We start from the raw sequence: 21,243 nt of genomic DNA, 5'->3' as shown, positions 1-21,243 counted from the left end.
GCCGCTGGGATCAGGACCTGAAGTATTGTCGAGGTCGTGCCGATGCCCGAGTGGAACGTCCGCGAATTGACCCCTGGCCAGCTGTCCGAGCGCAGCGGAGTTGCGGTCTCGGCGTTGCACTTCTACGAGAAACAAGGGCTGATCAGCAGCCGCCGAACCTCGGGTAACCAGCGCAGATTCCATCGCGAAACTCTGCGACAGGTTGCCTTCATCCGGATCTCGCAGAAGGTCGGGATCCCGCTGGCGAACATACGTCAGGCATTGAGCGAGCTACCGGACGAGCGGACGCCCACGCGCGAGGACTGGGCCAGGCTCTCGACGCGATGGCATCGCGAACTCGACTCTCGGATAGAGCAATTGATCCGGCTTCGGGACAACCTGACCGGGTGCATCGGGTGCGGTTGTCTGTCGTTGGCCGGCTGCGCACTGGCCAATCCGCACGACGAGCTGTCCTATTCGGGGCCGGGTGCGCGCACGTTGGACGTCGATTTCGACGAACCCTCGACTCGACGCGGCTCGAGCAGTTTGGAGAATTGATCGTTGGCCTTCTGCAGTACGAACTCGTAGGGCGGAGCGAATTTTCGGGCGACCCAGTACCCGAACCTGATGTCGTTCGAGGAGTAGACGAGGTACTTGCGCTTGGCGATTCCGGCGAGAATGGCGTCGGCGACAACCGACGGTTCCACGGCACGCTTCTCGAATCGGTGTTGCAACTTCTGTACGCGCGGATCGTCACGATCGATGCCGGCGATCTGAAGCGTCTGCACCAGTCCGGTCTTGACCCCGCCGGGCACCACCAGGCTGACGCCGATGCCATGCCGCTTGAGGTCGTACTTGAGCACCTCGGACACCCCGCGCAGGCCGTACTTGCTGGCGCTGTAGGCAGCGTGCCACGGCAGGGGAATCAACCCGGCGGCAGACGAGACGTTGACCAGATGGCCACCGCGTCCGGCCTCAATCATCGGAGGCAGGAACTTTTCGATGATGTGAATCGGGCCCATCAGGTTGACGTCGATCATCGACTTCCAGTGCCGGTGCTCGAGATTCTCGACGGTTCCCCACGCCGAGATGCCGGCAACGTTCATCACGACGTCCAGGCTGCCGAACTCGGCGTGAATATCGTCCGCGAACGCGGTGACGGCCTCGAAATCGGACACATCGAAGGGCAACGAGTGGCTGACGGTGCCGCCCGCGCGACCGACCAGATCCACCGTCTCCGCCAAACCGGTGCCGTTGATATCGGTGAGGAAGAGCTCGGCTCCCACTCCCGCAGCAGCGATGGCCGTTGCCCGGCCGATTCCGCTGCCCGCTCCAGTGATCAACGTCTTCTTGCCGCGCAGATCGTATGTAGCCATCGAAGCTTGTATCCCCCACCGGTTGCCACGTGTCAGTTCGATTTCGACCCTACGCGGTGACGACCGGGAGGGTCGTCACAATCTTTGCGACATCTCGTCTCGGTAGTCGGCGATGGTGCGCTCGATGCGCGCAGCATCGTCGTCGGCACCATGTTTGCGTGCGTCGTCCGCGCGCTGCTGAAGGGTGCCGATCGCTTTCCGGAGCTCGTTGTCCGACATCCGTGGTCTCTGCACTGTGTGTTCCATATCACACAGTGTGCCCGGCAAACCGGGGTGCGGCAAGCACCCCGAGATCACGACATTTTCAGACGGTGACAGATCCCGACGTGATGTTCTCGCGCACGAAACTGGACAGACTCCGCGCCGCGAATTCGCGGAAGTAGGCGAGTTTGTCGGCGGGCACCAGTGATGGAAGGACTGTGTTCCAGACCTTCTCCATACGCGAGGGAGCATCCTCGAGACGCGACTGCGCCTCGGACACCATCAGGACTCCGGCGAGCATCTCGCACACCAGCAACGCCGCGTTGCCCGCGTCCAGATGGTCGGCCACGTCACCGTGCTCGATGGCCCGCTCGAAGAGATGCTCGAAGATGTTTCCCCAGGTGCCGAACACACTGCCGCGGGCGGTGTCGGATCCGTCGATCTCCATCTGCAACCGGTACATGACGCGAACCAAGGGGTCCGATGCCGCCAGTTCGAGTACCGAGTAAGAGATTCCGATGACGGATTCGAGAGCCGGGCTGCGACTGTCGACCAAGCCGGCGCACGCGGTGGACACGCGCTCGTGACCTTCGTCGACGATGGCACGGGCCAATTCTTCCTTGGACGCGAAATGGAAGTACAGCGCACCCTTGGTCACACCGGACTGCGCCGACACCTGACTCAGCGTGGCATTCGCGTGCCCCACCTCGAGAAAGAGATCTGCTGCAGCGCGCAGTGCGGCCGCTCGTGTGGCTTCTGCCCTGAGTTGTCTCACCATGTTCCGAACACCCCTGCTCTGTCGACCTTGCCATGACATCGACGCTCTGTGCGCGCTGCCCATCCGTCGGCCGATCGAGGTGAACGAGGAATTCACTTCGCCATATCGGACTGTCAGCGCTCGCCAATAGTAACCGGTTCGGTGGCGACTTTGTGATTCGAAAGTGACAATTGCATGAAGAACGGCTCGTTTACAAAACGATTGAAATGAAAAGTTCCACTTCTCCAGTATTTGTAACGACTTCGACTTCCTCTTTGTAGGCGCGAAATATCGATCCGGACATAACGCACTCGTCGACCTGAGCCCATACGTCCTCGATCGGATCCGCCAATGCTCCGGTGGGCACGAACACTGCGAACACGCCGGTCGGTATCGAGACGAACACGTCCCCCACGGCGACGTCACCGGGCGAGTCCACCGAGACCGCGACCACCGCATTGACCGTTCCGTGCGGATCCGGGACGTACACCGTGCTCACCTGAGTTGCGTCGATGTGCTTCTCGCGCACACGATCTCGTAGGAATCGCATCCACTCGCTGCCACTCGATTCCGCGCCGGGTTCCACTCGCGGTGCCACCAACCCACTGAACAGCTCCGCGCTGCGTGCCGTGACGCGGAAGGTCATCACGAACCGCCGGGCGCAGTGATCGCCAGATAGAGGTCGATCTTGTACGCGTGCGGATAGCACTCGTAGTCGCCGGTGAACGATCGCACTATCTCGCCCTGCTCTTCGGCATGATCGATCTGGGTCCACAATCGGGTGAGAACCTCGGGGAAATACCCCACCGCAGAAAAACGTGCATATTTCGCCGCAGGCACTTTCGCAACCAGATGTCCGCGCGCCACTTGACCGAGCGAAGAACACAGATAACCGACTACCTGGGTATTGTACGAGCCGATACCGGGGGCGAAGTCGGTATAAATGGAAGCGAGCGGACCGGAGGTCTCCTGATTGAGAACTGCGGACCACGCTTGATCGAGTGCAGGGTCGTTGAGGCGTCCGAGCGCCCGTTTGGGGCTGCGAACGGGAAGACCCGCGACCCACGTTTCAGCGAGGTCGACGATCTCGAACGACATTCACACTCCGTAGAGAAGTTGCAGGGGCAGATCCTGTGCTCGGAACCGGCCCGTTCACAATATCGCCCGTCAATCTACCGGCGCGACTGGTAGGTGGATCGTCAATCGATCAACCATACTTCGCACACGTTTCGATCGCCGCAACTACTGCCGCCGACGGTTCCTCCTGGCGAACCTCGGGTCCTGGCTTTCGCACCGGTCCCTGCGTCCTACCCGGCCCCATACATCGTGCGCGCTCGCCCCCTGACACTCGGGCCATGACACTTGCCGAATACCCGACATACGAACCGCTGATCCCTCGAACGACCCGCTTTCGTGACTATTCCCGCATTTCTCACCCGAAAAATCGGGCACACGATGATGCCGAAGAATTACTTTCCGCGCACCGCGGCAGCAAAACTGTCGTCGCGAATACCTGACAGATCGCGCACAGATGTAATGTCCGCTCCGGAATGCGAGACCGGGAGAATACGAGATTCGCACGACGACAGAATTCGTGTCAGGGGCCAGTGCAGCGTGTGCAGAACCAGGTCCGAAATCAGCAATCGGCGCAACCAACCACTGGCCTGCCCGTGATGGGCCCACGTGCGATACGAGCTCTGGACGTAATGCCGGTACTCGAGCGGTGGCGTCAGTAACCGACGTCCGGACACCTCGACGCGCATCGGCTCGATCTGTGCGATCCGCAGTCCGGCCTTGTTGAGACACAGTGACAGATCGATGTCCTCGTGCAGGTCGGTACGCAGGCTCGTGCGAGCGCGAACGGCTTCCCACGCGGACCTGCGGATAGCGAAGTTGTTGCCCGATGCGGCAGAAACCCACTGCTCAGAAGGCCTGTTCCGCACGGAACGGTTGACGAACGCCCGATAGGGTCGCGCCCACGGGGAGTCGTAGAGGTAGATCGGTCCGGTGACTGCGGCATAGTCGAGTCGGCGATCGAAGAAGTCGAGCACCGAGTCCACCCAGCCGGCCTCGATACGGGTATCGGCGTCGATGCGGCCCGATGATCGATCCGCTCGCGTGATCGAAACCGGTATTGCGCGCGTGCACGACGCCGCGCTCGGACTCCCGCAGCAGAACCACCTGCGGAAATCGCCGCGCGTATTCTCCGACGATGGCCGCGGTGTCGTCGGTCGAATTGTTGTCGACGACAATGATCTCGTGAATGCGATCGCGCTGAACGAGCAATGCATCCAGGCATTCGCGCATGTGAGCCGACTCGTCGAACGCAGGCACAACAATGGAAAGAGTATTCACAACGCCAACCCCTGACACATTTTTGGCAATCGTGTAGCTCGATACCCTTACACGGTGAACGCATTTGATTTCGAGCCGCTGACATCGACGATGCTACATCATTACTTCAAGAAAAGAACCCGTCGAATTAATCGGACTTTACGGATCAGAATTCAGAATTCGGCGGAAGTATCAATCTCTGCATTGCCTCCCGATCACGAAAATCGGCCTTCTCCCCGATCCACTGCTCCGCTGCGGGAAGGTCGTTCAACTCCCGGCGGCGGCGCGCCGGAGAGCCGACGTACACACCGTCCGGTTCGCAGTCTCCCGTCACCAGCGAGTTCGCCCCGATGATGCATCCGGCACCGATGTGGACGCCCGGCATCACCACCACGCCGGACCCGATCCACACTCCTGGTCCGATCACCACCGACTCTCCCCGCAATTCGCCTGCTCGCTGACGCGACGGTCCGGTCTCGTGAGTACTGGTGAGAATGCGGACGTGATCGGCGATGAAGACATGATCACCGATCACGATGTCGGCAACTGTGTCGAAGTAGCAGCCGAAGTTCACGAACACACCGGTGCCCAGCCGAATCGATGCCCGCCCTTGAATCATGGAACCGCCGTACATCAGGCACGGACCGGTTGTCCGCAGCCCCGCAGGCCGCAGGACGGACGCGCGCACCACGGCAGGCAAGAACGGCGCATTCGCCAACGAGACGACAGTGGCCTGACGCATCTGCACAAGGGCCCAGCGGACGTCCGACGGGTTACGCATCCAGTCGCGGATACGCGAGCCGGCCGTCACGCGGCGGCTCGCATCCGTTCGTCGGACTCGGCACGATCGTCGACGGGCAATGCCCGGCACGGCACTGCTGCGAACAGTCGCGAGATCGGCCACCGCAGCGTGTGCATCAGCCAGTCCATGGCCACGATGCGACCGAGCTTGCGCGACGCGAGACCGTGCTCCTGGTACGAGCGATAGCCCGCCAACGCATAGTGGACGTATTTCACCGGCGATGTCGTCGCGCGCCTACCGGACACCGAGGCCTTCATCCAACCGTTCTGAGCGACGGGCAAATGCTCGGCGGCCAGGCACAGGCACAGGTCGATGTCTTCGTGGACGCAGGTTCGCTCACTGACCGCGCCGCGAACCGTGCGCCAGGCGGATGCGCGAATCGCGAAGTTGTTGCCCGATACCGCCAGGGCCGCCCGCACCGACGGCTCACGTCGTTCGGCGCGCGAATGCATCCACGCCAGGGGCCGAGCCCAGGGTGATTCGTACAGGAACGTGCGGCCACCCGTGGCAGCGACGGAAGCATGCTCGTCGAAGAAATCGACGATCGAGCGCGCCCACCCGGGCCGAACACGGGTATCGGCGTCGATTCGACCGATGATCGACGAGTCCACCAGGTCGAATCCGGTATTGCGAGCATGGACAACGCCGCGATTGGGCTCGTGCACCAACACGACCTTGTTCGTCACCGTGCGGACGTTGTTCACCAGCTGAAGCGTTCCGTCGGTCGACCCGTTGTCCACGACGACGATGCGGTCGATATCGTCGCCCTGATCGAGCAGCAGCGTCAGGCATTCACCCAGATGATCGACCTCGTCGAGCACCGGAATTACCACACTGAGAGTGTTCATTTCGATCCCCTGACAAATTCGGACATTGAATACAGCGCAGCCACGTCTTCGAACTTACGACAAGTTCCAGAAATTGCCTAAAGCTGTCCGAATTGCATATCCGCAGCTCAGCGGCCTGAACAATTCTTCGAGTTGGCTCGCGGCGTTCCAAGCATTCGAATCGAAGGTTTCGCACGGCAATTCTGCAATTCGAGTTCATCGACTCGCGTCTTCGAAAGACGAATCCCGAACCGACGACCTATTTCCGTCGATATAAATCCGTGTGGAATTCACTTCACGGTAACGTTCGTCTCCGCCGTCGCCGGACAACGAAAAAACCGCCACTCGTGTGAGTGACGGTTTCCGATTGGCCTCCTCAGGGTCACACTGGAAGCGGGCAACCCTGACGATCCCCGGAGCAACTCCGGCCGCGGTTCGCGGATCGACCGCCCGACATGCGCCAACACATGTGACGCCGTCTCGCCCAAAGCACTGCACGAGCGCAGCCGATGCCTCGGCACCAGCCTCAGGCTGGTAATCCCCTGCGTACACGCCGAACTTGTCTCCACCGGGGCTTACCCTCACACGATGGGTATTTCGTCGTCAGTGCTGCGCTATCAGCGCCTGCACAAGGAGGCACCGGAGTGTCCATGCTTCGCGCCCGAACCGCAGCCTGATCGTCGCCGTGGTCCAGGACTACTTCCCGCCCGAGCGACGTGTTCGCCCGGCGGCCGAGGTAATCGCAGAGCTCGACGAAGATCTGGTGCAGCTCCGCGAGGCCACTCCGGAGTTCGAGTCGACCGCCGCGGCATACGTCTCCGGTTGGGTGGGTGCCGGCTATCTCATTCGTCGCCCAGGCGAGACACGTGGTACCGAAACGCTCGCACCGTCGGCGGCCGCCCTGAACGCAGCGGGCATAGTGAGCGGAGTCGAATCGCCTCAACGCGCCGCGTCGGCATCACGGCTGGGCTCAATCGCTTCGAACCTGATCGCCCTCCAGCGTGAATCGGACCCCAATTCTGCAACCCGCCTCGCTTTGCTGAACGCTGAACGGGACGCGATCGATCTGCGCATCGCCGAGGTGCAGACTGGCAGTTTCACGGTGCTGGACCCGGACGATGCCAAGGAACGCGTTGCCGAAACACTGAGCCTGGCGCGGGAGGTGCCCGTGGATTTCGCTCGGGTGCGATCAACAATAGAGGAACTCAGCCGAAAGCTACGCGCTAAGATCCTGGACGACTCGGCCGACGGTGGAGCGACTTTGGGCAATGTGTTCCGTGGCGTCGACTTGCTTGCCGAATCTGAAGCCGGGCGCTCCGTGAACGGCTTCTACGACGTGATACTCGATGCCGAGCAATCTACCCGCCTACAGGAGGCGATCGCCGCGATCTTGTCCCGTGATTTCGCCGAGGATCTCCCGCAACAGGAACGGACGGACCTCAGAACGCTGCTCTCGCGTCTGGAAGATGAAGCCGCCACCGTGCGTCAGACCATGCTCCTGCTGTCGAGGTCGCTTCGTCACTTCGTGCTTTCTCGCCAGTACGAGGAGCATCGGCGGTTACGTCAACTGATCCAGCGATGCCAGTCACTGGCCGTTCAGGTCAGTGCCCACCACCGCCCTGAAAAGCCAGTGAGCTTGGACCTTACCCGCATAGGCATGCAGATCCGCTCGATCACCGCGCTCAAATTGCACAACCCCGGCGAGGGCCGGGTGCCAACGGAGTTCGAGCGGCACGATACCGGCGCGGTCGACTTCGCCGAGCTCGCCGCACAGGCGCGCGAATCCGACATCGACTTCGACGAACTCCGCGGCAATGTCATCGCAACGCTGCACCATGCTGATGGGCCGGTCACCGTCGCGCAGGTGCTCGATGCGTATCCCGCTACGCAAGGCCTGGCCAGCATTGTGGGGCTGATGGTCTTGGGTGCCGAACATGGTGACACCACCGTCGAGCACACCGAACGCGTTACTTTGGAGCGACGCACTGTCACTCTTCCCGAAATCACCTTCCGGCAAGGCGATTTCGAGGACAGTCGATGAACCCCGAAGAGACCTTTCCATTCGAAGCCAAACGTGCGCTCGTCCAATTGCTACGCGGCCCGGTGGTCACGCACGGTATCCACAAGCAACAGTGGTCGGCAATTCTGGCCCACCGCAATGAGATTGAACGCCGGTTGGCCGACGTGTTTTTGACCTTGGTCCTCGATGAGGACGACGGCATCGCGTTCACCCGACCCCAATCCACCCCAGACGATCCCAAACTCGCTCCGCCACAGGTCCTTCGCACTGAGACCCTGACCTTTATGGACACCCTGGTTCTGCTCACCCTGCGATACCAACTACTAGTGGCCTCACCTGGTCAGCGCGTCATCGTGGAGTACAACGACATCGCGGCGGACATGGATCCGTACCGCGGCCGCTACACCACCGATGACGCCGGTTTTCGGAAGCGGATCAACGCATCATGGGAGAAAATGAAGAACTATTCGCTGGTCTCGGCCGCCGACACACCCGGCCGATTCGAGGTGTCTCCGGTGCTCAGACAGTTGTTCGACGCCGAGGAGGTCGCCCTTGTCGAAGCCGAATACCGCCGCCTACTCGAGGGCCGCGACGGTCTGCAGAACGAGAACACCGATGGGTGAGGACCTGCTGCGTCACGGCCAACACCGACTCGCCCGCGTGCAGCTGTTCAACTGGGGTACTTATGACGGCTACCACGACCTGCCCGTCGCCCGGCGAGGTTTCCTCATCACAGGCCCTTCAGGATCGGGCAAATCCACGCTGCTCGACGCGATCTCCGCAGTTCTCGTGCCACCGACGAAGCTCAGTTTCAATGCCGCCGCGCAGGGCCGCGGCCGCACTGTGCCGTCCTACGTTCGGGGTGCATACGCACGTGGATCGGACGCGGATACACGCGAGCTGCGGGCCCGCTACCTGCGGGAGGGAGCCACCTGGAGCGCAGTCGGACTCACGATGACCACCGCAGGACCCGGTGATGTCGACACAGTCACGACGTTGGTGGCGCTGTTCCATTTAAGACGCGGCAGCAACGACCTTGGCGAGTCAGGCCGTGCCTTCCTGCTGTTCGACCACCACCTGGACATCACTGAACTACGACAAGTAGTGACCGAAGGCATCAACGTCCGAGCGCTGAAGAAATGCTGGCCAGATGCGCTCTACAACAAGAGCTACCCGCAATTCGGGCAGCGGTTGCGCGCGCGCTTGGGCATCGCCGATGAGAACGCCCAGCTGTTGTTGCATCGCGCCATGTCAGCTAAGGGGCTCGACAGCCTCGACCGGCTGTTCCGTGATTACATGCTGGACGAGCCGGAGACTTTTGCGGAAGCGCGGCGTGCGGTGGAGTTCTTCGCCGACCTGGACGAGGCGCACCGCAGAGTGGTGCAGACACGCGAGCAAATCACTACGCTCACACCGCTCGAGGAATTGACCACCACTCGAGACCACGCCAATCGGGATACCCGTGAGCTCGGCGAGGAACAGGCCGCCCTTGACGGGCTGGCCGCGTACTTCGAGCTCGACCTTGCGCGCGGCTGGCACACCGATGCCGATGCGGCACACGCCAACGCGGCTACCCGTGAAAGGCAGTCCCATGCCGCGCATAAGCACGCCGCGGCTGCCCTCAAGGATGCCGAGCGCGCCCGCGACGGGAATCAGTCCCTGCGCGAACTCACCGACGCCCTCGGCCACGCCGCTGAGCGGGTTGAGCGAGTCGTGACACAGCGCAACCGGTTGGACGTCGCGTTGCTCCCCTGGGGTGCGACGGTGCCTGACACTGCCGATGAGTTCGCAACCATCCAGTCCCAGATTGCCAGTGAAACAGCGGAATTGGTAGCAAAGGCCGCTGAGCACGACGCAGCGGACGGCGCCCTGATGCTGGCATCGGCTCGCGCCGAGGAGGGTGTCACCGAGCTGAAACAGCAGATCGCCGCACTGGCGAAAGTGAAGTCGAACATCGACCCCAAGCTGTTGGATGCACGAGCGCTGATCATGCAGGCGACTGGCCTGCCGGCGCGTTCACTGCCGTTTGCGGGCGAGCTCATCGATGTCACCGACCCCAGCTGGGAGGGCGCAGCGAGAGGGTGCTCGGCGGACTGGGCCGGACTCTACTGGTAGCCGGCGAGCACGCCGATGACGTGGCGTCCGCCGTCGACGCCGCCCACCTCGGTACCCGGCTGGTGTGGCGGCGGGTCGATCTGCACCGCACACACCGTGTGCAGGCCGTCGATAGCGAATCGATCGTCAGTGTGCTCAGGATCGCCGAATCGCCGTGGCAGCTCTGGCTGCACTACGAGCTCACCTCCCGATTCGATTACCGCCGGGTCGACGATGCCCGAGACCTCGGCAAGCACCAGCGTGCGGTCAGCCGCGCCGGCCAGACCCGCAATGGCGACCGCCACATCAAGGATGACCGGGGTGCAATCGGCGACCGCCGCAACTACGTGCTCGGCACCAGCAATGACACCAAGCTCCAGGCGTTGCGCGACGGATTACGCAGCGCGGAATCCGTCGCCGTCTCCGCTCGCCAGAGCGCCACGGCGGCAGGTTCGGAATCCAGGAATCGCCGGGACCGTATTGTGTCGGCCCCCAGCATTGCGCCGATACAGTGGGACGAGCTCGACCTGCGGAGTGCCGAGGATCATCGCCTGGATATCGCCGAACGTCTCGCGGCATTGCGTGGTGATGCGGAAATCGACCGATTGGAGGCAGCAGTCGTTTCGGCACGCGATTCGTCGATTGATGCCGAAAACGCATACCTTCACGCGCGCGACGCACTGCGCTCTGCGCAAGAACATGCCGACCAGGTCGTGGCGCGGATCGATAAGTTACGCGAGGTAGCGGCGCGAACTGCGAATCCATCGGATGAACTGACTGCTCGATATCGCGCCCGGTTCGACGACGGCCGGCGGGCCTCCCTGCGGATAGGGGGCTTCCAGTCCGCAGAAAGGGCTGTGGCGAAGCAGGTTCAAGCCGCCCATTCAATGGCGGAGAAGGAGCTGATGAAAGCACAGCACGACATCGAAACTGTGCTGCGGCAGTACCTGAATCAGTGGGCACATCCCGAACTTGCCGTCGCACACGGTTATGGTGATGATGCCGTGGCTTTCCTACGCCGGCTGCGCGCGGACGACCTGCCGAGCGTGGAGAATCGGTTCTTCGAGCTCAATGATCGGCAATCGAACCAGAACCTGGGCACGTTGGCGATGCGAATTCGCCGTGCCCCCGGTGAGATCCGGAGACGAATCGATGAGGTCAATTCCTCACTGGAGCGTTCGGAATTCGACCGCGGCCGCTTCTTGACGATCGATGTTCGAGACTCCCAGCACCCCGACGTGACCGAATTCCTCGCGTCCATCGCACGCATGCAGGACCGGTCGCTGCTCGCCGATAACAGAGCGGCCCAGGAACAGCGTTTCCAGCGGATACGCGAGCTGCTGGCTCGGCTCGGCTCATCGGATCCCAGTGACGTCGCCTGGCGTACTCGCTGCCTCGACACCCGTCGCCATGTCACGTTCGTAGGCGTCGAGGTCGATACTGAAAGGGAGGGCGGTTAATCACCATGACTCTTCGGACGCCCTGTCCGGCGGGCAGGCCCAAAAACTGGTGTTCTTCTGCCTCGCCGCGGCACTTCGGTACCAGTTGGTCGGACCTGACGGCGATCTGCCAAGTTACGGCACAGTCATTCTCGACGAGGCATTCGACCGATCCGACCCCGAGTACACACGCCGGGCGGCAGGCGTATTCGACCAGTTCGGTTTTCACCTCGTTCTCGCCACACCTCTGAAGATGATCCGAACCCTTCAAGAGTATGTCGGCGGAGTTGCCACCGTCTCGATCCGAGATTCGAAGGCGTCCCGACTAGGAGTTGCCTCGATCAGCGAAGCCGCCGATGGCTGACCCTCCGAAACTAGTGCTGCCAAACGATGTCGTGGAAAAGGCGCGACGGAGCCTGGACCGAAATCTCAAGTCCTGGCTATTCGGTGCTGCCGCCTCACCGCTGACGGTGCGACTCGGCAGCCCCAGCGAGGCACTCGTCGCCGCATACCACTCGACAGTCGAAGCCTGGGTACGGGCATGGCAGAGTTCTTACCTCGAGATCCGTTGGGAGGAGCGGCATTGGCCCAGCCTGGGTCGGCAACTGCTGCCGGTGTCGGTGACACTGGGTGGGGCTGAAGCGATCGCCGCCACAGCCGGTGCCACTGAGCGTTGGCGAACTGTCAATATGCGGCTGGCTAGGTTACGTGCCCTCGACGACCGGCCACCATGGACCGATGCGCTGCCTGTCTCCTTCCGGCACTGGAACTCGTTGACTGACGCCGACTTCGATCGACTCATGGCCATACTCAACTGGTTGCGGCAGAACCCGGCCTCCGGGCTGTTGATTCGACAGTTGCCCATTCCTGGCGTCGACACCAAATGGCTCGGCACCCACCGGGCAGCCGTGACATCGCTCGCCGTCCCGCTCGGCATACCCGAGCACCTGGCTTGCGGGAGCGCGAGCTGCTGCGTGCGATCGCAATCCTCGATCCCACGCTGCGCCAGGGACTTCCACGCCTGGTGGCGGCATCCGACCGAGAGCTGTCGGCTCTGAATTTGGCACCGCCGCGGGTTCTCGTCGTCGAAAACCTGCAGACGCTTGAAGCACTGCCGGACCTACCCGATACCATCGCCGTGTTCGGGTGGGGCGGCCATGCGCTGGCGGTTGCCGACTTCCCATGGGTGCGTAACGCTCAAAACGTGCTCTATTGGGGCGATCTGGACACCGACGGTTTCGCCATCTTGGCCCGCTTCCGAGGGAGACGTTCCTGCGAGAGCCTGCTCATGGACCTCGCCACCTTGGCAGGCTGGCGTGATCTCGCGGTGCCACACCCAGCCGTCGAACCGGTGGACGCCGCTCTGTTGACCGCCGGTGAACTCGCGGCGCTGACACTGCTACGAAGTGAGGGGCTGAGACTGGAGCAGGAACGAATCCCGATGGACGTCGTCGCAAACCAGATACGAGACCGGCCATTGCCGTCTTGTGCGCCCACTACAGACGCATAGTTCGGATTAGGCAGCCACACGCCCGTGATCGCTGGTCTTCATCGTTCTGGTTTTGGTAGTACTTCCGATCCCGCATACCGTGCAACGCCGCCCACCCAGGAATGTGCTGCGGACGTGTCCGATACCTAGCCTCCCGCTACGGTGATTTGCGACACAAATTGGATTGATCGCTTTGACCCGGGTGTACATACACCAAGGCCCTCTGACCTGCACATACATCGATAGTGTGTACGGTACGCTTTTATTATGACAAGCGTACACGTTGCACTGGCTAATCATGGGTGGTAAGGGAAGCGGTCGACCAGCTCGGTCTGACATCTACCTGACCCTGGACACTCAAATTGAGGAGTTGTGGCTTCGGCTGGGCGGCTTGCCGACCCCCGACGAAGCAGCAGACATCTGGGACGACATCTGGACAGCGGAAGCACACCACTCGACTGCTATCGAGGGCAACACCCTCGTGATCAAGCAGGTCGAACAGCTCCTCAAGGAAGGACGTGCAGTCGGCGGCAAAGCGCTCAAAGAGTACAACGAGGTAAAAGGGTACGCCGATGCGGCCACGTGGGTCTATCGGGAAGGCATTCAGCCTTCCAGTTTCTCACCGGGGTCAATCATCACACTTCACGAAATCCGCAACATTCACCAGCTCGTCATGCAGCCCGTGTGGGACGTCGCACCCCACCCTGATGCCGGAGGAGATGAAAGACCGGGATCATTTCGACGGCACGAGATCGCGCAGTTCTCGAGCGGTATGAAACCCCCTTCCTGGACGTTGATCGACGCCGAGATTCGCGGATGGGTCGACCGGGCAAACAAGCTGAAGGCCCGGGGAGAGCAATTCCCAGAGGAGATCGCGCAGCTACACCGCGACTTCGAGTACATTCACCCATTCCTCGACGGAAACGGCAGAACTGGACGCTTGGTTCTAAATCTGTTGTTGGTTCGGTCCTATTACCCACCCGCAATCATCTACAAAGGTGACCGAAGCAAATACTTGAAGGCTTTGGCCAGGGCGGACAACGGCGATGTTGGGGCGTTGGGTGAGTTCATCGCACGGGCCATCCTCCAGAATCTTCATCAATTCATCGTCCCCGCTGTTGCGGGTCCCTCGAAGATCGTGCCCTTAGCGGCTTTGGCCAACGGTGAGGCGTCGAGCACCACCCTGCGGGTCGCGGCAAACCGAGGCAGGCTCAAGGCCCACAAGGGGCCAGATGGCCAGTGGCGGTCAAGCCGGAAGTGGGTTGATGAGTACTTGACCAGCCGTGTCAAGAGATAGAACCCCGGCACACCAGCACGTGGCGTTCGCGGTATCGATGTCAGCAACCTCGAGTGCAATGCCCATTATCTCGGAAGCGCGTCGTCAAAATCGTTGCCCGAGATATCGACCGCTATCGAGTGCGCCTCGTCCCGAGGGCAGACAGCCATCGATGCCCACTTCGTTACGTCGCGCTTGGTGCGCTTGCCCGTGTTGTCGTAGAAATCGACCCACGTCGCCGGAATCTGCTGGAAACGGAGCTTCTGGTTCTTGCACTTCGGGCACCACATCGCGAGACGAAGCGAATATGGGTACGTCCTGCCGTTCTCCTCTTTGATACCCGCCCAGCCACGGAAGAACCACCACCGCTTCGGAAGGCGAAGCACATTCCGGCGGAGAAAACGGAAAAACGACCAACCGATGATGCCAATGGCGACCGCGAGGATCGAGACGAGGAGCCACCAGTACCCCTTGGGCGTCCCACTCGTGAGGTCGACGCCATTGCCCGACACGAAGACATCGACGAGCTGCTTGATCGAGAAGCCGCCCGTGACGAACCCAGCGATCGTGATCAGGCCAGAGACGACGCCGATCAGCGCGGCCGGGGTGGGGATCCGCGTCTTCTTGGTGATGTCGAAGGTGTACCGCGGCTCCTCCGCCCTCGGCACCGAGGTGATCACGACGCCGTGGTTGTCTCCGCCAATGTTAATGCCGCCGTCTTTAGTAAGCGAGGCAGTAACGTCGCCGTCCGCCCGGATCTGCTGGTTACCGTTGCTGTTGTCGCCGATGTACTGTGCGTTCGTCACGAGAAGCTCCTGAGTAGTTCGCTGGTAGCGCTCAGCGTAGGAGCCAGCACCGACATCACGACGAACATGCATCGCCGCAGAACCACCACCTGGTGCACGAACAGGCTTCGGGCACCGCTACTGCAGAACGAAGCTCGAATCAGAGGTTTTGCCGTTTCATCGGCTATCAGCTAGGAGGGCGCGTCAGCGACGAGCTGAACCCACCGTTCGACGACATCGAGAATGCCGCGACCATCTTTCGTGCGACAACTTTGGGGTAGGGTCAGCCGGCAAGGGTGCCAAACCAAAGGGACTCCCGCTTTGCGAAAGTTCCTGGTCATGAACATAACTTCTTTGAATCCACCCTCGCCGGCATCTATTCGGTCGCCGGTTCAAGTACGGACTCTATGGTGGAGCTGAGGGGAATCGAACCCCTGACCTTCTCGATGCGAACGAGACGCGCTACCAACTGCGCCACAGCCCCTTTGCCGTCATGCCGACCGACTGGGTAACTCTAGCAAAGCCGCGTCGGACGGTGGCTACGCGCCCTGGGCTCTGCGCAAGTCCCGGTCCTCGTCACGACGTGCCTGGAACGGCTCCTCGTAGTGATCGAGATGCTCGAACTCGGGATCCTCGTCGTCGATCTCGAGCACCACTGCGCCGGGGCGACGCAGTCGTTGGGGAACGAGCTCGAGCTCGTCGTCGGTTTCCGATTCCACGCCGAGACGGGATCGGCCCATCCGAGTGAGCCGGCGCCTGCGCACCTCTTCCTCGATCTGTACCTGACGACGCAGGTAGTACAGGTAACCGACGAGGACGGCGACCGACAGTCCACACAGCCACCAGACCGTCGGGGAGATGATGAAGGCCAGGGCTGCGGTGGTGATCGCCGCGAAGACCAGCCCCAGAACTGCGCGCTGTCGAAACGCGTACCGCGCGGCCCTGGCGATCGCATCGGCCTCGGGATCGAAACCGCCGCGGCCGCGTCGGCGAGGAACGAAATCGTCGTCGACCACACCGGGTTCGTGCGCGGGCGAACTCCCACGCGGTGCATCCGTGTCCGGTTCCTCGCGATCGAGGTCGCTGTCTGCTGCGTGAGTGTCCATCGGGTCCTCCGCGGTACCGGGTAGATCGGGTGAGTCTGGGCGAGCAGTCGCAATCGTGGGGCCGAAGATCTCGCGGGCCGGCCCGGAGACTCGCAGGTCGTCCTCCGGTCGCCAGTCGGGATCACTGCGGTGACCGGTCGCGGGGCCGCGCTGCTTTCGCTTCGTGCCACCCCGATGCAGCACGCGCGTGGTGAGCGCAGCGTCCGTGGTCTGCATGATCTGCGGACGCTTGGTCATCAGCATGGGCAGAAGAACGAAGAGCCAGACGGCCACGAGACCGATCCAGATGATCGAGTTCGGCATCGGCGTTGTTCTCCTCCCCTTGGACGACGGCGACAGTGAAAGACGTCCTCAGGCTATGCGGAGGAGGAACGAGAACGACGCAGACGCGCCGACCCGAATTACACTCCTGTCACTTTGACAACACGAGTGCTCGTGCCGCAGCAGCGAAAATCAGGCCCACGCAGCCCGACCCGCACGAACCAACCGATCGACGACGGTGCCCTGCACCTCACCCGAGGTGATCGCGACGAGCTTGTGATCGCGCCATTCGCCGTCGACGTCGAGGTACTTGTAGAGCAGCCCCTCTTCGCGAAAACCGACGTTGCGCAGCACTGCCTGACTGGCAAGGTTCTCCGGTCGCACCGTCGCTTCGACGCGATGGAGTCCGACGGGACCGAAGCAGTGGTCGAGCCCGAGCGCCAGAGCCGCGGTCGCCACGCCCTTGCCGTTGACCTCCTTGGACACCCAGTACCCGATCCAGGCCGACCGGAGTGCTCCCCGCACGATGTTTCCGGTGGTGATCTGGCCACAGAACTCGCCGTCGACCTCGATCGCCAGCGGCAGCATGTGTCCCTTGCGTGCCTCCGATTTGAGACCCGAGCACAGGCTCGGCCACGAGGAGATGTGATGCCGAGAGTTCCAGCTGCCTTCTCCGCTGGGCTCCCACGGTTCGAGGTGGGCGCGATCCGCGGTGCGAATCCGGCTCCAGGCGGCCGCGTCGCGCATCCGCACCGGCCGCACGGTGACGGTTCCGCCGGCCACTCTCACTGGACCCAATTTCGCCGGCCAACCTGGGTGGCTCGACCACGTTCGCGGCATCCGTCGATGTTATGCGCTACGCGCAGTGGTGCGCATAAGTGCCCCTGGCGGCACTTAACCGAACCACTGGCGTCAGCCTCTCTGAGCGAGGAACGAGACCTTCACTTCTTCGCCGGTGCGGATTTCGGTGACCTCGGGATCGATGACGACCAGGCAGTTCGCCTCGGCGAGTGTCGCGAGCAGGTGCGAGGACGATCCGGGTGCGCCGCCGAGGGCCTGCACCAGGTATTCGCCGGTTCCCTCGTCGCGCATGAGCTGGCCGCGGAGGAATCCCTTGCGGTCCTCGATCGAGGTGATCGGCGCGACGGTTCGGGCGGTGACGGTCCGTCGCATCGGCTGCCGTCGGCCGAGTGCGATGCGAATCAGCGGACGCACCATGACCTCGAACACCACCAGCGCACTGACGGGGTTGGCCGGCAACAGAAAGGTGGGTACTTCGTCGCGCCCGAGTTGACCGAAGCCCTGGACGGATCCGGGGTGCATGGCAACTCGCTCCACTTCCATGTCGCCGAGTTCGCCGAGCGCCTCGCGCACACCGTCCGACGCGCCGCCGCCCACTGCTCCGGCGATGACCACGATCTCGGATCGAATCAGCTGACCCTCGACCACCTCGCGCAGTCGCTTGGGATCGGTGCTGACGATCCCGACGCGGTTGACGTCGGCTCCGGCATCGCGCGCAGCGGCGGCCAGCGCATACGAGTTGACGTCGTATACCTGACCGGGCCCGGGGGTGCGATCGGTGTCGACCAACTCGCCGCCCACGGAGATCACCGACAGACGCGGCCGCGGATGCACCAGCACCTTGTCGCGCCCGACGGCTGCGAGCAGTCCCACCTGAGCTGCGCCGATGATCGTGCCTGCGCGGACCGCCACGTCACCGGGCTGCACGTCGTCGCCGATCTTGCGGACGTAGTCGCCCGAGCGCACCGGACGGAACACCTTGACGCGGGCACGACCGCTGTCGGTTCGATCCAGGGGCAACACCGCGTCGGCCAGTGTCGGCAGCGGCGCGCCGGTGTCGACTCGCACTGCCTGACGCGGTTGCAACCGGATGGGTTGACGCGAGCCGGCGGACACCTCGCCGACGACGGGAAGCGTCAGATCGATGCGTTCGTCGTCCTCGTTGCGCAGGTCGGTGCCCGCGGCCGCAACGTCGACGCTCCGTACGGCGTAGCCGTCGATAGCTGCCTGGTCGAAACCGGGAAGGGGACGCTCGGTGACCACTTCTTCTGCGCACAGCAGGCCCTGTGCTTCCGAGATGGCGACCCGAACAGGCCGTGGAGCCACCGCCGCGGCGGTCACCCGGGTCTGCTGATCTTCGACCGAGCGCATCTGGCCCTTCCTCTATGGCATCGACCCGCGATGCTATTCGTACGTGGTCAATTCCGGTGCCCAGCTGTCGCTCAAGCGTTCGTTCAGCCATTCGCGCAGCGCTGGGCCGTAGTCGTCACGTTGTAGAGCAAAGTCAACCGCAGCGCGCAGGTATCCCCCGGGATTTCCGAGGTCGTGTCTCGATCCGCGGTGCACCACCACGTGCACGGGATGGCCTTCTTCGATGAGCAGCGCGATGGCGTCGGTGAGCTGCAGCTCGCCGCCTGCACCGGGCTTTATCCGTCGCAGAGCGTCGAAGATCGAGCGGTCGAGCAGGTAACGGCCCGCGGCAGCCAGGTTGGACGGGGCGTCCTCCTGCTTGGGCTTTTCGACCATACCGGTGACCTTGAGGACGTTCGGGTTGACCGCGTCGGGCACGATCTCGACGGAGAAGACGCCGTAGGAGGACACCTTGTCGTCGGGGACCTCGATGGCGCACAACACCGAGCCACCGCGCTTGGCGCGCACGCGGGCCATGACGTCGAGCACACCGCGGGGCATCACCAGATCGTCGGGAAGCAGAACGGCAACGGAATCCTCGTCGTCGTCGAGGACTTCCTCGGCACAGGCGACGGCATGCCCGAGTCCGAGCGGCTCGTGCTGAATGACCGACTGGACGTCGAGGAGACCGGGAGCAACCCGCACCTTCTCGAGCATCTCGAGCTTGCCGCTGGCCTCGAGCTTGTTCTCGAGTACGAGGTCCTCGACGAAGTGGGCGACGACGCCGTCCTTGCCGGGGGACGTGACGATCACGAGTCGCTGCGCGCCGGAATCTGCGGCTTCGCCTGCGACGAGCTCGATACCGGGAGTGTCGACCACCGGAAGCAGTTCTTTCGGAACGGTTTTCGTGGCCGGCAGGAACCGGGTACCCATGCCCGCTGCGGGAACGATGGCCGTGCGGAAATGCACGGGCGTGGCGGCGGTCGTCGCTGTAACGGCTTCTGTCATGGTGCTCACCCTATCCATGGTTTCTGGTGATCTGCTCGCCGTGTGCTGCGTTTTACCCCCGAGTGCATATCGTTGAACGACAGCACAGGAAGGGAGGACGAATCGTTGTGACCGTTCCCGATTTCACGGAGAACACGTCCAAGGATCGATGGCGAAAGTATGTTCTCGCCGAACGCCGACTGCTCGACGGTGCGCAACGCGCAATGGAGTCCTCTGCACTCTGTCATGTCCTCGGCGAGTTGGCGGCCGAACACCAGGTCGTAGCCGCGTACGTTCCCGTCGGCCGGGAGCCGGGTTCTTTTCGGATGCTCGACGCGATGGCCGCGGCCGGGTCGACCGTTCTGCTTCCGAGTGCGCACGAGCCGGGTCCGTTGCGCTGGGCTCGGTATGCCGGACGCGAGTCGTTGGTGACGGCCCCGTTCGGGCTGTTGGAACCGTCGGGACCGACGCTCGATCCCGACGCCGTGTCGGCGTGCTCTCTGGTGCTGATTCCGGCGCTGGCCGTGGACCGGCGCGGAACCAGGTTGGGCCGAGGCGCGGGCTTCTACGACCGCACCCTCGACCTGTGCAGACCCGACGCCATGCTGGTCGCGGTGGTGCGCGAGAGCGAAGTGGTCGATCGGCTACCCGCCGAGCCGCACGACAGACGGGTGACGCACGCGTTGACCCCCGGCAGCGGCTCGTACGCTTGGGTACGGAATAACGCTACGATTCGATTCGTTGGCACTCCTGACTGTAGAGTGCTAATGCTCTCCCCAGTTTCGACAGTTTCGACGAACAGACAAGACACCGGCGTGGTTCGGCCTCGGCCAGCAGAGCGGCGAATTTCCTCGGTGACCAGCGCGGAGGAAACACGATGCCCACTTACTCATACGCATGCACCGAGTGCGACAACCGCTTCGACATCGTTCAGTCCTTCACCGACGACACACTGACGGTGTGCCCCGCGTGCTCGGGCAAGCTGCGCAAACTGTTCAACTCCGTCGGCATCGTCTTCAAGGGCAGTGGCTTCTACCGCACCGACAGCCGCGGTGGCGGGGGCACCTCGAGCGAGGGCGCAGGCGAGAAGAAGTCCGATGCGGCGGCCGCGAAGTCGGACTCGAAGTCCGAGTCCAAGCCCGCCGAGAAGAAATCTTCCGATTCGTCGTCGTCGAACTCTTCGTCCTCCTCGTCCACCGCGAAAGCTGCTGCCAGCCAGTAGTTTTCCGCTTCATCCACAGGCCGGGCCGTTATCCACAGCCCGGCCTTTTCGGCGTCCGAGACGCCTTCGGCGGCGATAGCGTTTCGGCCATGGCTGCCGGTAAGAATCGACTCGACTCGACGCTGCTCGATCGCATC

General features: G+C 62.7%; 24 protein-coding genes, 1 tRNA gene and 1 pseudogene. 11 read left to right on the top strand and 15 right to left on the bottom strand.

Features of this window, described 5'->3' with window-relative positions; translation table 11 throughout:
• The first annotated feature begins 36 nt into the window (after positions 1–36).
• Positions 37–537 (top strand): redox-sensitive transcriptional activator SoxR, encoded by a 501-nt coding sequence (gene soxR, locus RHBS_RS06655; RefSeq protein ID WP_128645213.1) that lies wholly within the window; start codon positions 37–39, stop codon positions 535–537.
• Here the strand turns inward: soxR and RHBS_RS06650 are convergent.
• The 9 genes and pseudogenes from RHBS_RS06650 to RHBS_RS06615 all read right to left on the bottom strand — a co-directional run bounded on the left by RHBS_RS06650 (position 453) and on the right by RHBS_RS06615 (position 6,297).
• A complete protein-coding gene (locus tag RHBS_RS06650; protein WP_128645212.1) occupies positions 453–1,355 on the bottom strand; it encodes an SDR family oxidoreductase in 903 nt (300 codons plus the stop codon). The two genes, soxR and RHBS_RS06650, sit on opposite strands and share 85 nt — an antisense overlap.
• Before the next feature lie 75 nt (positions 1,356–1,430).
• Positions 1,431–1,574, bottom strand: a complete 144-nt coding sequence (locus tag RHBS_RS28820) for a hypothetical protein (protein WP_236745355.1) — start codon at positions 1,572–1,574, stop codon at positions 1,431–1,433.
• A gap of 85 nt (positions 1,575–1,659) precedes the next feature.
• Complete coding sequence (locus tag RHBS_RS06645) at positions 1,660–2,334, bottom strand: ScbR family autoregulator-binding transcription factor (protein ID WP_187298403.1); 675 nt, start codon at positions 2,332–2,334, stop codon at positions 1,660–1,662.
• Positions 2,335–2,524: 190 nt separating this feature from the next.
• Positions 2,525–2,959, bottom strand: a complete 435-nt coding sequence (locus tag RHBS_RS06640; protein WP_128645211.1) for an effector binding domain-containing protein — start codon at positions 2,957–2,959, stop codon at positions 2,525–2,527.
• Positions 2,959–3,411 (bottom strand): effector binding domain-containing protein, encoded by a 453-nt coding sequence (locus tag RHBS_RS06635; protein WP_128645210.1) that lies wholly within the window; start codon positions 3,409–3,411, stop codon positions 2,959–2,961. The genes RHBS_RS06640 and RHBS_RS06635 overlap by 1 nt, the downstream gene beginning before the upstream one ends.
• Positions 3,412–3,782: 371 nt before the next feature.
• Positions 3,783–4,406, bottom strand: a complete 624-nt coding sequence (locus RHBS_RS06630; protein ID WP_272913846.1) for a glycosyltransferase family 2 protein — start codon at positions 4,404–4,406, stop codon at positions 3,783–3,785.
• A 67-nt stretch (positions 4,407–4,473) separates the two neighbouring features.
• Positions 4,474–4,620 (bottom strand): annotated as a pseudogene (locus RHBS_RS32105) (glycosyltransferase); the annotation flags it as partial.
• Positions 4,621–4,813: 193 nt separating this feature from the next.
• Entirely contained in the window at positions 4,814–5,458 is a 645-nt protein-coding gene (locus tag RHBS_RS06620; RefSeq protein WP_237669052.1) for an acetyltransferase, read from the bottom strand.
• Positions 5,455–6,297, bottom strand: coding sequence for a glycosyltransferase family 2 protein (locus RHBS_RS06615; protein ID WP_121870642.1), 843 nt, complete (start codon positions 6,295–6,297; stop codon positions 5,455–5,457). The genes RHBS_RS06620 and RHBS_RS06615 overlap by 4 nt, the downstream gene beginning before the upstream one ends.
• Before the next feature lie 538 nt (positions 6,298–6,835).
• Between RHBS_RS06615 and RHBS_RS06610 the strand changes: the two genes are divergently transcribed.
• From RHBS_RS06610 to RHBS_RS06575, 8 genes are all read left to right on the top strand, one after another.
• The gene (locus RHBS_RS06610; RefSeq protein WP_128645208.1) at positions 6,836–8,317 is read left to right on the top strand and encodes a DUF3375 domain-containing protein; all 1,482 of its coding nucleotides are present in this window, start codon (positions 6,836–6,838) and stop codon (positions 8,315–8,317) included.
• Entirely contained in the window at positions 8,314–8,919 is a 606-nt protein-coding gene (locus tag RHBS_RS06605) for a DUF4194 domain-containing protein (RefSeq protein ID WP_121870644.1), read from the top strand. Before RHBS_RS06610 ends, RHBS_RS06605 begins: the two co-directional genes overlap by 4 nt.
• Positions 8,912–10,411, top strand: a complete 1,500-nt coding sequence (locus RHBS_RS06600; RefSeq protein WP_128645207.1) for an ATP-binding protein — start codon at positions 8,912–8,914, stop codon at positions 10,409–10,411. The genes RHBS_RS06605 and RHBS_RS06600 overlap by 8 nt, the downstream gene beginning before the upstream one ends.
• Positions 10,412–10,431: 20 nt before the next feature.
• Positions 10,432–11,850, top strand: coding sequence for a hypothetical protein (locus tag RHBS_RS06595; RefSeq protein WP_128645206.1), 1,419 nt, complete (start codon positions 10,432–10,434; stop codon positions 11,848–11,850).
• Positions 11,828–12,193, top strand: a complete 366-nt coding sequence (locus RHBS_RS32100; RefSeq protein ID WP_128645218.1) for an SbcC/MukB-like Walker B domain-containing protein — start codon at positions 11,828–11,830, stop codon at positions 12,191–12,193. The genes RHBS_RS06595 and RHBS_RS32100 overlap by 23 nt, the downstream gene beginning before the upstream one ends.
• The gene (locus tag RHBS_RS32095) at positions 12,186–12,887 is read left to right on the top strand and encodes a DUF3322 domain-containing protein (protein ID WP_128645205.1); all 702 of its coding nucleotides are present in this window, start codon (positions 12,186–12,188) and stop codon (positions 12,885–12,887) included. The genes RHBS_RS32100 and RHBS_RS32095 overlap by 8 nt, the downstream gene beginning before the upstream one ends.
• Complete coding sequence (locus RHBS_RS06580; RefSeq protein WP_187298399.1) at positions 12,782–13,339, top strand: DUF2220 domain-containing protein; 558 nt, start codon at positions 12,782–12,784, stop codon at positions 13,337–13,339. Before RHBS_RS32095 ends, RHBS_RS06580 begins: the two co-directional genes overlap by 106 nt.
• A gap of 277 nt (positions 13,340–13,616) precedes the next feature.
• Positions 13,617–14,615 (top strand): Fic family protein, encoded by a 999-nt coding sequence (locus RHBS_RS06575; protein ID WP_128645203.1) that lies wholly within the window; start codon positions 13,617–13,619, stop codon positions 14,613–14,615.
• Between the two features lie 65 nt (positions 14,616–14,680).
• On the opposite strand, the gene RHBS_RS06570 is transcribed toward RHBS_RS06575, so the two are convergent.
• The 6 genes from RHBS_RS06570 to RHBS_RS06545 form a co-directional block, all read right to left on the bottom strand.
• Positions 14,681–15,400: a hypothetical protein gene (locus RHBS_RS06570; RefSeq protein ID WP_128645202.1), complete on the bottom strand. Its 720-nt coding sequence runs from the start codon at positions 15,398–15,400 to the stop codon at positions 14,681–14,683.
• Positions 15,401–15,787: 387 nt separating this feature from the next.
• Positions 15,788–15,863 (bottom strand) — tRNA-Ala (locus tag RHBS_RS06565).
• A 55-nt stretch (positions 15,864–15,918) separates the two neighbouring features.
• On the bottom strand, positions 15,919–16,788 hold the full coding sequence (gene glpR, locus RHBS_RS06560; protein ID WP_128645201.1) for a gephyrin-like molybdotransferase receptor GlpR: 870 nt from the start codon (positions 16,786–16,788) through the stop codon (positions 15,919–15,921).
• Between the two features lie 150 nt (positions 16,789–16,938).
• The gene (locus RHBS_RS06555; RefSeq protein WP_128645200.1) at positions 16,939–17,586 is read right to left on the bottom strand and encodes a GNAT family N-acetyltransferase; all 648 of its coding nucleotides are present in this window, start codon (positions 17,584–17,586) and stop codon (positions 16,939–16,941) included.
• A 72-nt stretch (positions 17,587–17,658) separates the two neighbouring features.
• Positions 17,659–18,918 carry a gephyrin-like molybdotransferase Glp gene (gene glp / locus RHBS_RS06550; protein ID WP_032395737.1) on the bottom strand — a complete coding sequence of 420 codons (1,260 nt, stop codon included), beginning with the start codon at positions 18,916–18,918 and terminating at the stop codon, positions 17,659–17,661.
• A 33-nt stretch (positions 18,919–18,951) separates the two neighbouring features.
• On the bottom strand, positions 18,952–19,905 hold the full coding sequence (locus tag RHBS_RS06545; protein ID WP_128645199.1) for a UTP--glucose-1-phosphate uridylyltransferase: 954 nt from the start codon (positions 19,903–19,905) through the stop codon (positions 18,952–18,954).
• Positions 19,906–20,012: 107 nt separating this feature from the next.
• On the opposite strand from RHBS_RS06545, the gene RHBS_RS06540 reads away from it, so the two are divergent.
• Both RHBS_RS06540 and RHBS_RS06535 read left to right on the top strand, forming a co-directional pair.
• On the top strand, positions 20,013–20,840 hold the full coding sequence (locus RHBS_RS06540) for a 5-formyltetrahydrofolate cyclo-ligase (RefSeq protein WP_128645198.1): 828 nt from the start codon (positions 20,013–20,015) through the stop codon (positions 20,838–20,840).
• Positions 20,762–21,106 (top strand): FmdB family zinc ribbon protein, encoded by a 345-nt coding sequence (locus RHBS_RS06535; RefSeq protein WP_128645197.1) that lies wholly within the window; start codon positions 20,762–20,764, stop codon positions 21,104–21,106. Before RHBS_RS06540 ends, RHBS_RS06535 begins: the two co-directional genes overlap by 79 nt.
• The last annotated feature ends 137 nt before the right edge of the window (positions 21,107–21,243 follow it).

It is taken from the genome of Rhodococcus sp. BS-15 (assembly GCF_000813105.1).
Classification (GTDB): Bacteria; Actinomycetota; Actinomycetes; order Mycobacteriales; family Mycobacteriaceae; genus Rhodococcoides.
This window is presented reverse-complemented; position numbering and strand designations above follow the sequence as displayed.

Coding starts and splice junctions, on each gene's coding strand:
- RHBS_RS06650 (WP_128645212.1), bottom strand. CDS start 1,355: ATGGCTACATACGATCTGCGCGGCAAGAAGACGTTGATCACTGGAGCG.
- RHBS_RS28820 (WP_236745355.1), bottom strand. CDS start 1,574: ATGTCGGACAACGAGCTCCGGAAAGCGATCGGCACCCTTCAGCAGCGC.
- RHBS_RS06645 (WP_187298403.1), bottom strand. CDS start 2,334: ATGGTGAGACAACTCAGGGCAGAAGCCACACGAGCGGCCGCACTGCGC.
- RHBS_RS06640 (WP_128645211.1), bottom strand. CDS start 2,959: ATGACCTTCCGCGTCACGGCACGCAGCGCGGAGCTGTTCAGTGGGTTG.
- RHBS_RS06635 (WP_128645210.1), bottom strand. CDS start 3,411: ATGTCGTTCGAGATCGTCGACCTCGCTGAAACGTGGGTCGCGGGTCTT.
- RHBS_RS06615 (WP_121870642.1), bottom strand. CDS start 6,297: ATGAACACTCTCAGTGTGGTAATTCCGGTGCTCGACGAGGTCGATCAT.
- RHBS_RS06605 (WP_121870644.1), top strand. CDS start 8,314: ATGAACCCCGAAGAGACCTTTCCATTCGAAGCCAAACGTGCGCTCGTC.
- RHBS_RS06600 (WP_128645207.1), top strand. CDS start 8,912: ATGGGTGAGGACCTGCTGCGTCACGGCCAACACCGACTCGCCCGCGTG.
- RHBS_RS32095 (WP_128645205.1), top strand. CDS start 12,186: ATGGCTGACCCTCCGAAACTAGTGCTGCCAAACGATGTCGTGGAAAAG.
- RHBS_RS06575 (WP_128645203.1), top strand. CDS start 13,617: ATGGGTGGTAAGGGAAGCGGTCGACCAGCTCGGTCTGACATCTACCTG.
- glpR (WP_128645201.1), bottom strand. CDS start 16,788: ATGCCGAACTCGATCATCTGGATCGGTCTCGTGGCCGTCTGGCTCTTC.
- RHBS_RS06555 (WP_128645200.1), bottom strand. CDS start 17,586: ATGCCGCGAACGTGGTCGAGCCACCCAGGTTGGCCGGCGAAATTGGGT.
- glp (WP_032395737.1), bottom strand. CDS start 18,918: ATGCGCTCGGTCGAAGATCAGCAGACCCGGGTGACCGCCGCGGCGGTG.
- RHBS_RS06545 (WP_128645199.1), bottom strand. CDS start 19,905: ATGACAGAAGCCGTTACAGCGACGACCGCCGCCACGCCCGTGCATTTC.
- RHBS_RS06535 (WP_128645197.1), top strand. CDS start 20,762: ATGCCCACTTACTCATACGCATGCACCGAGTGCGACAACCGCTTCGAC.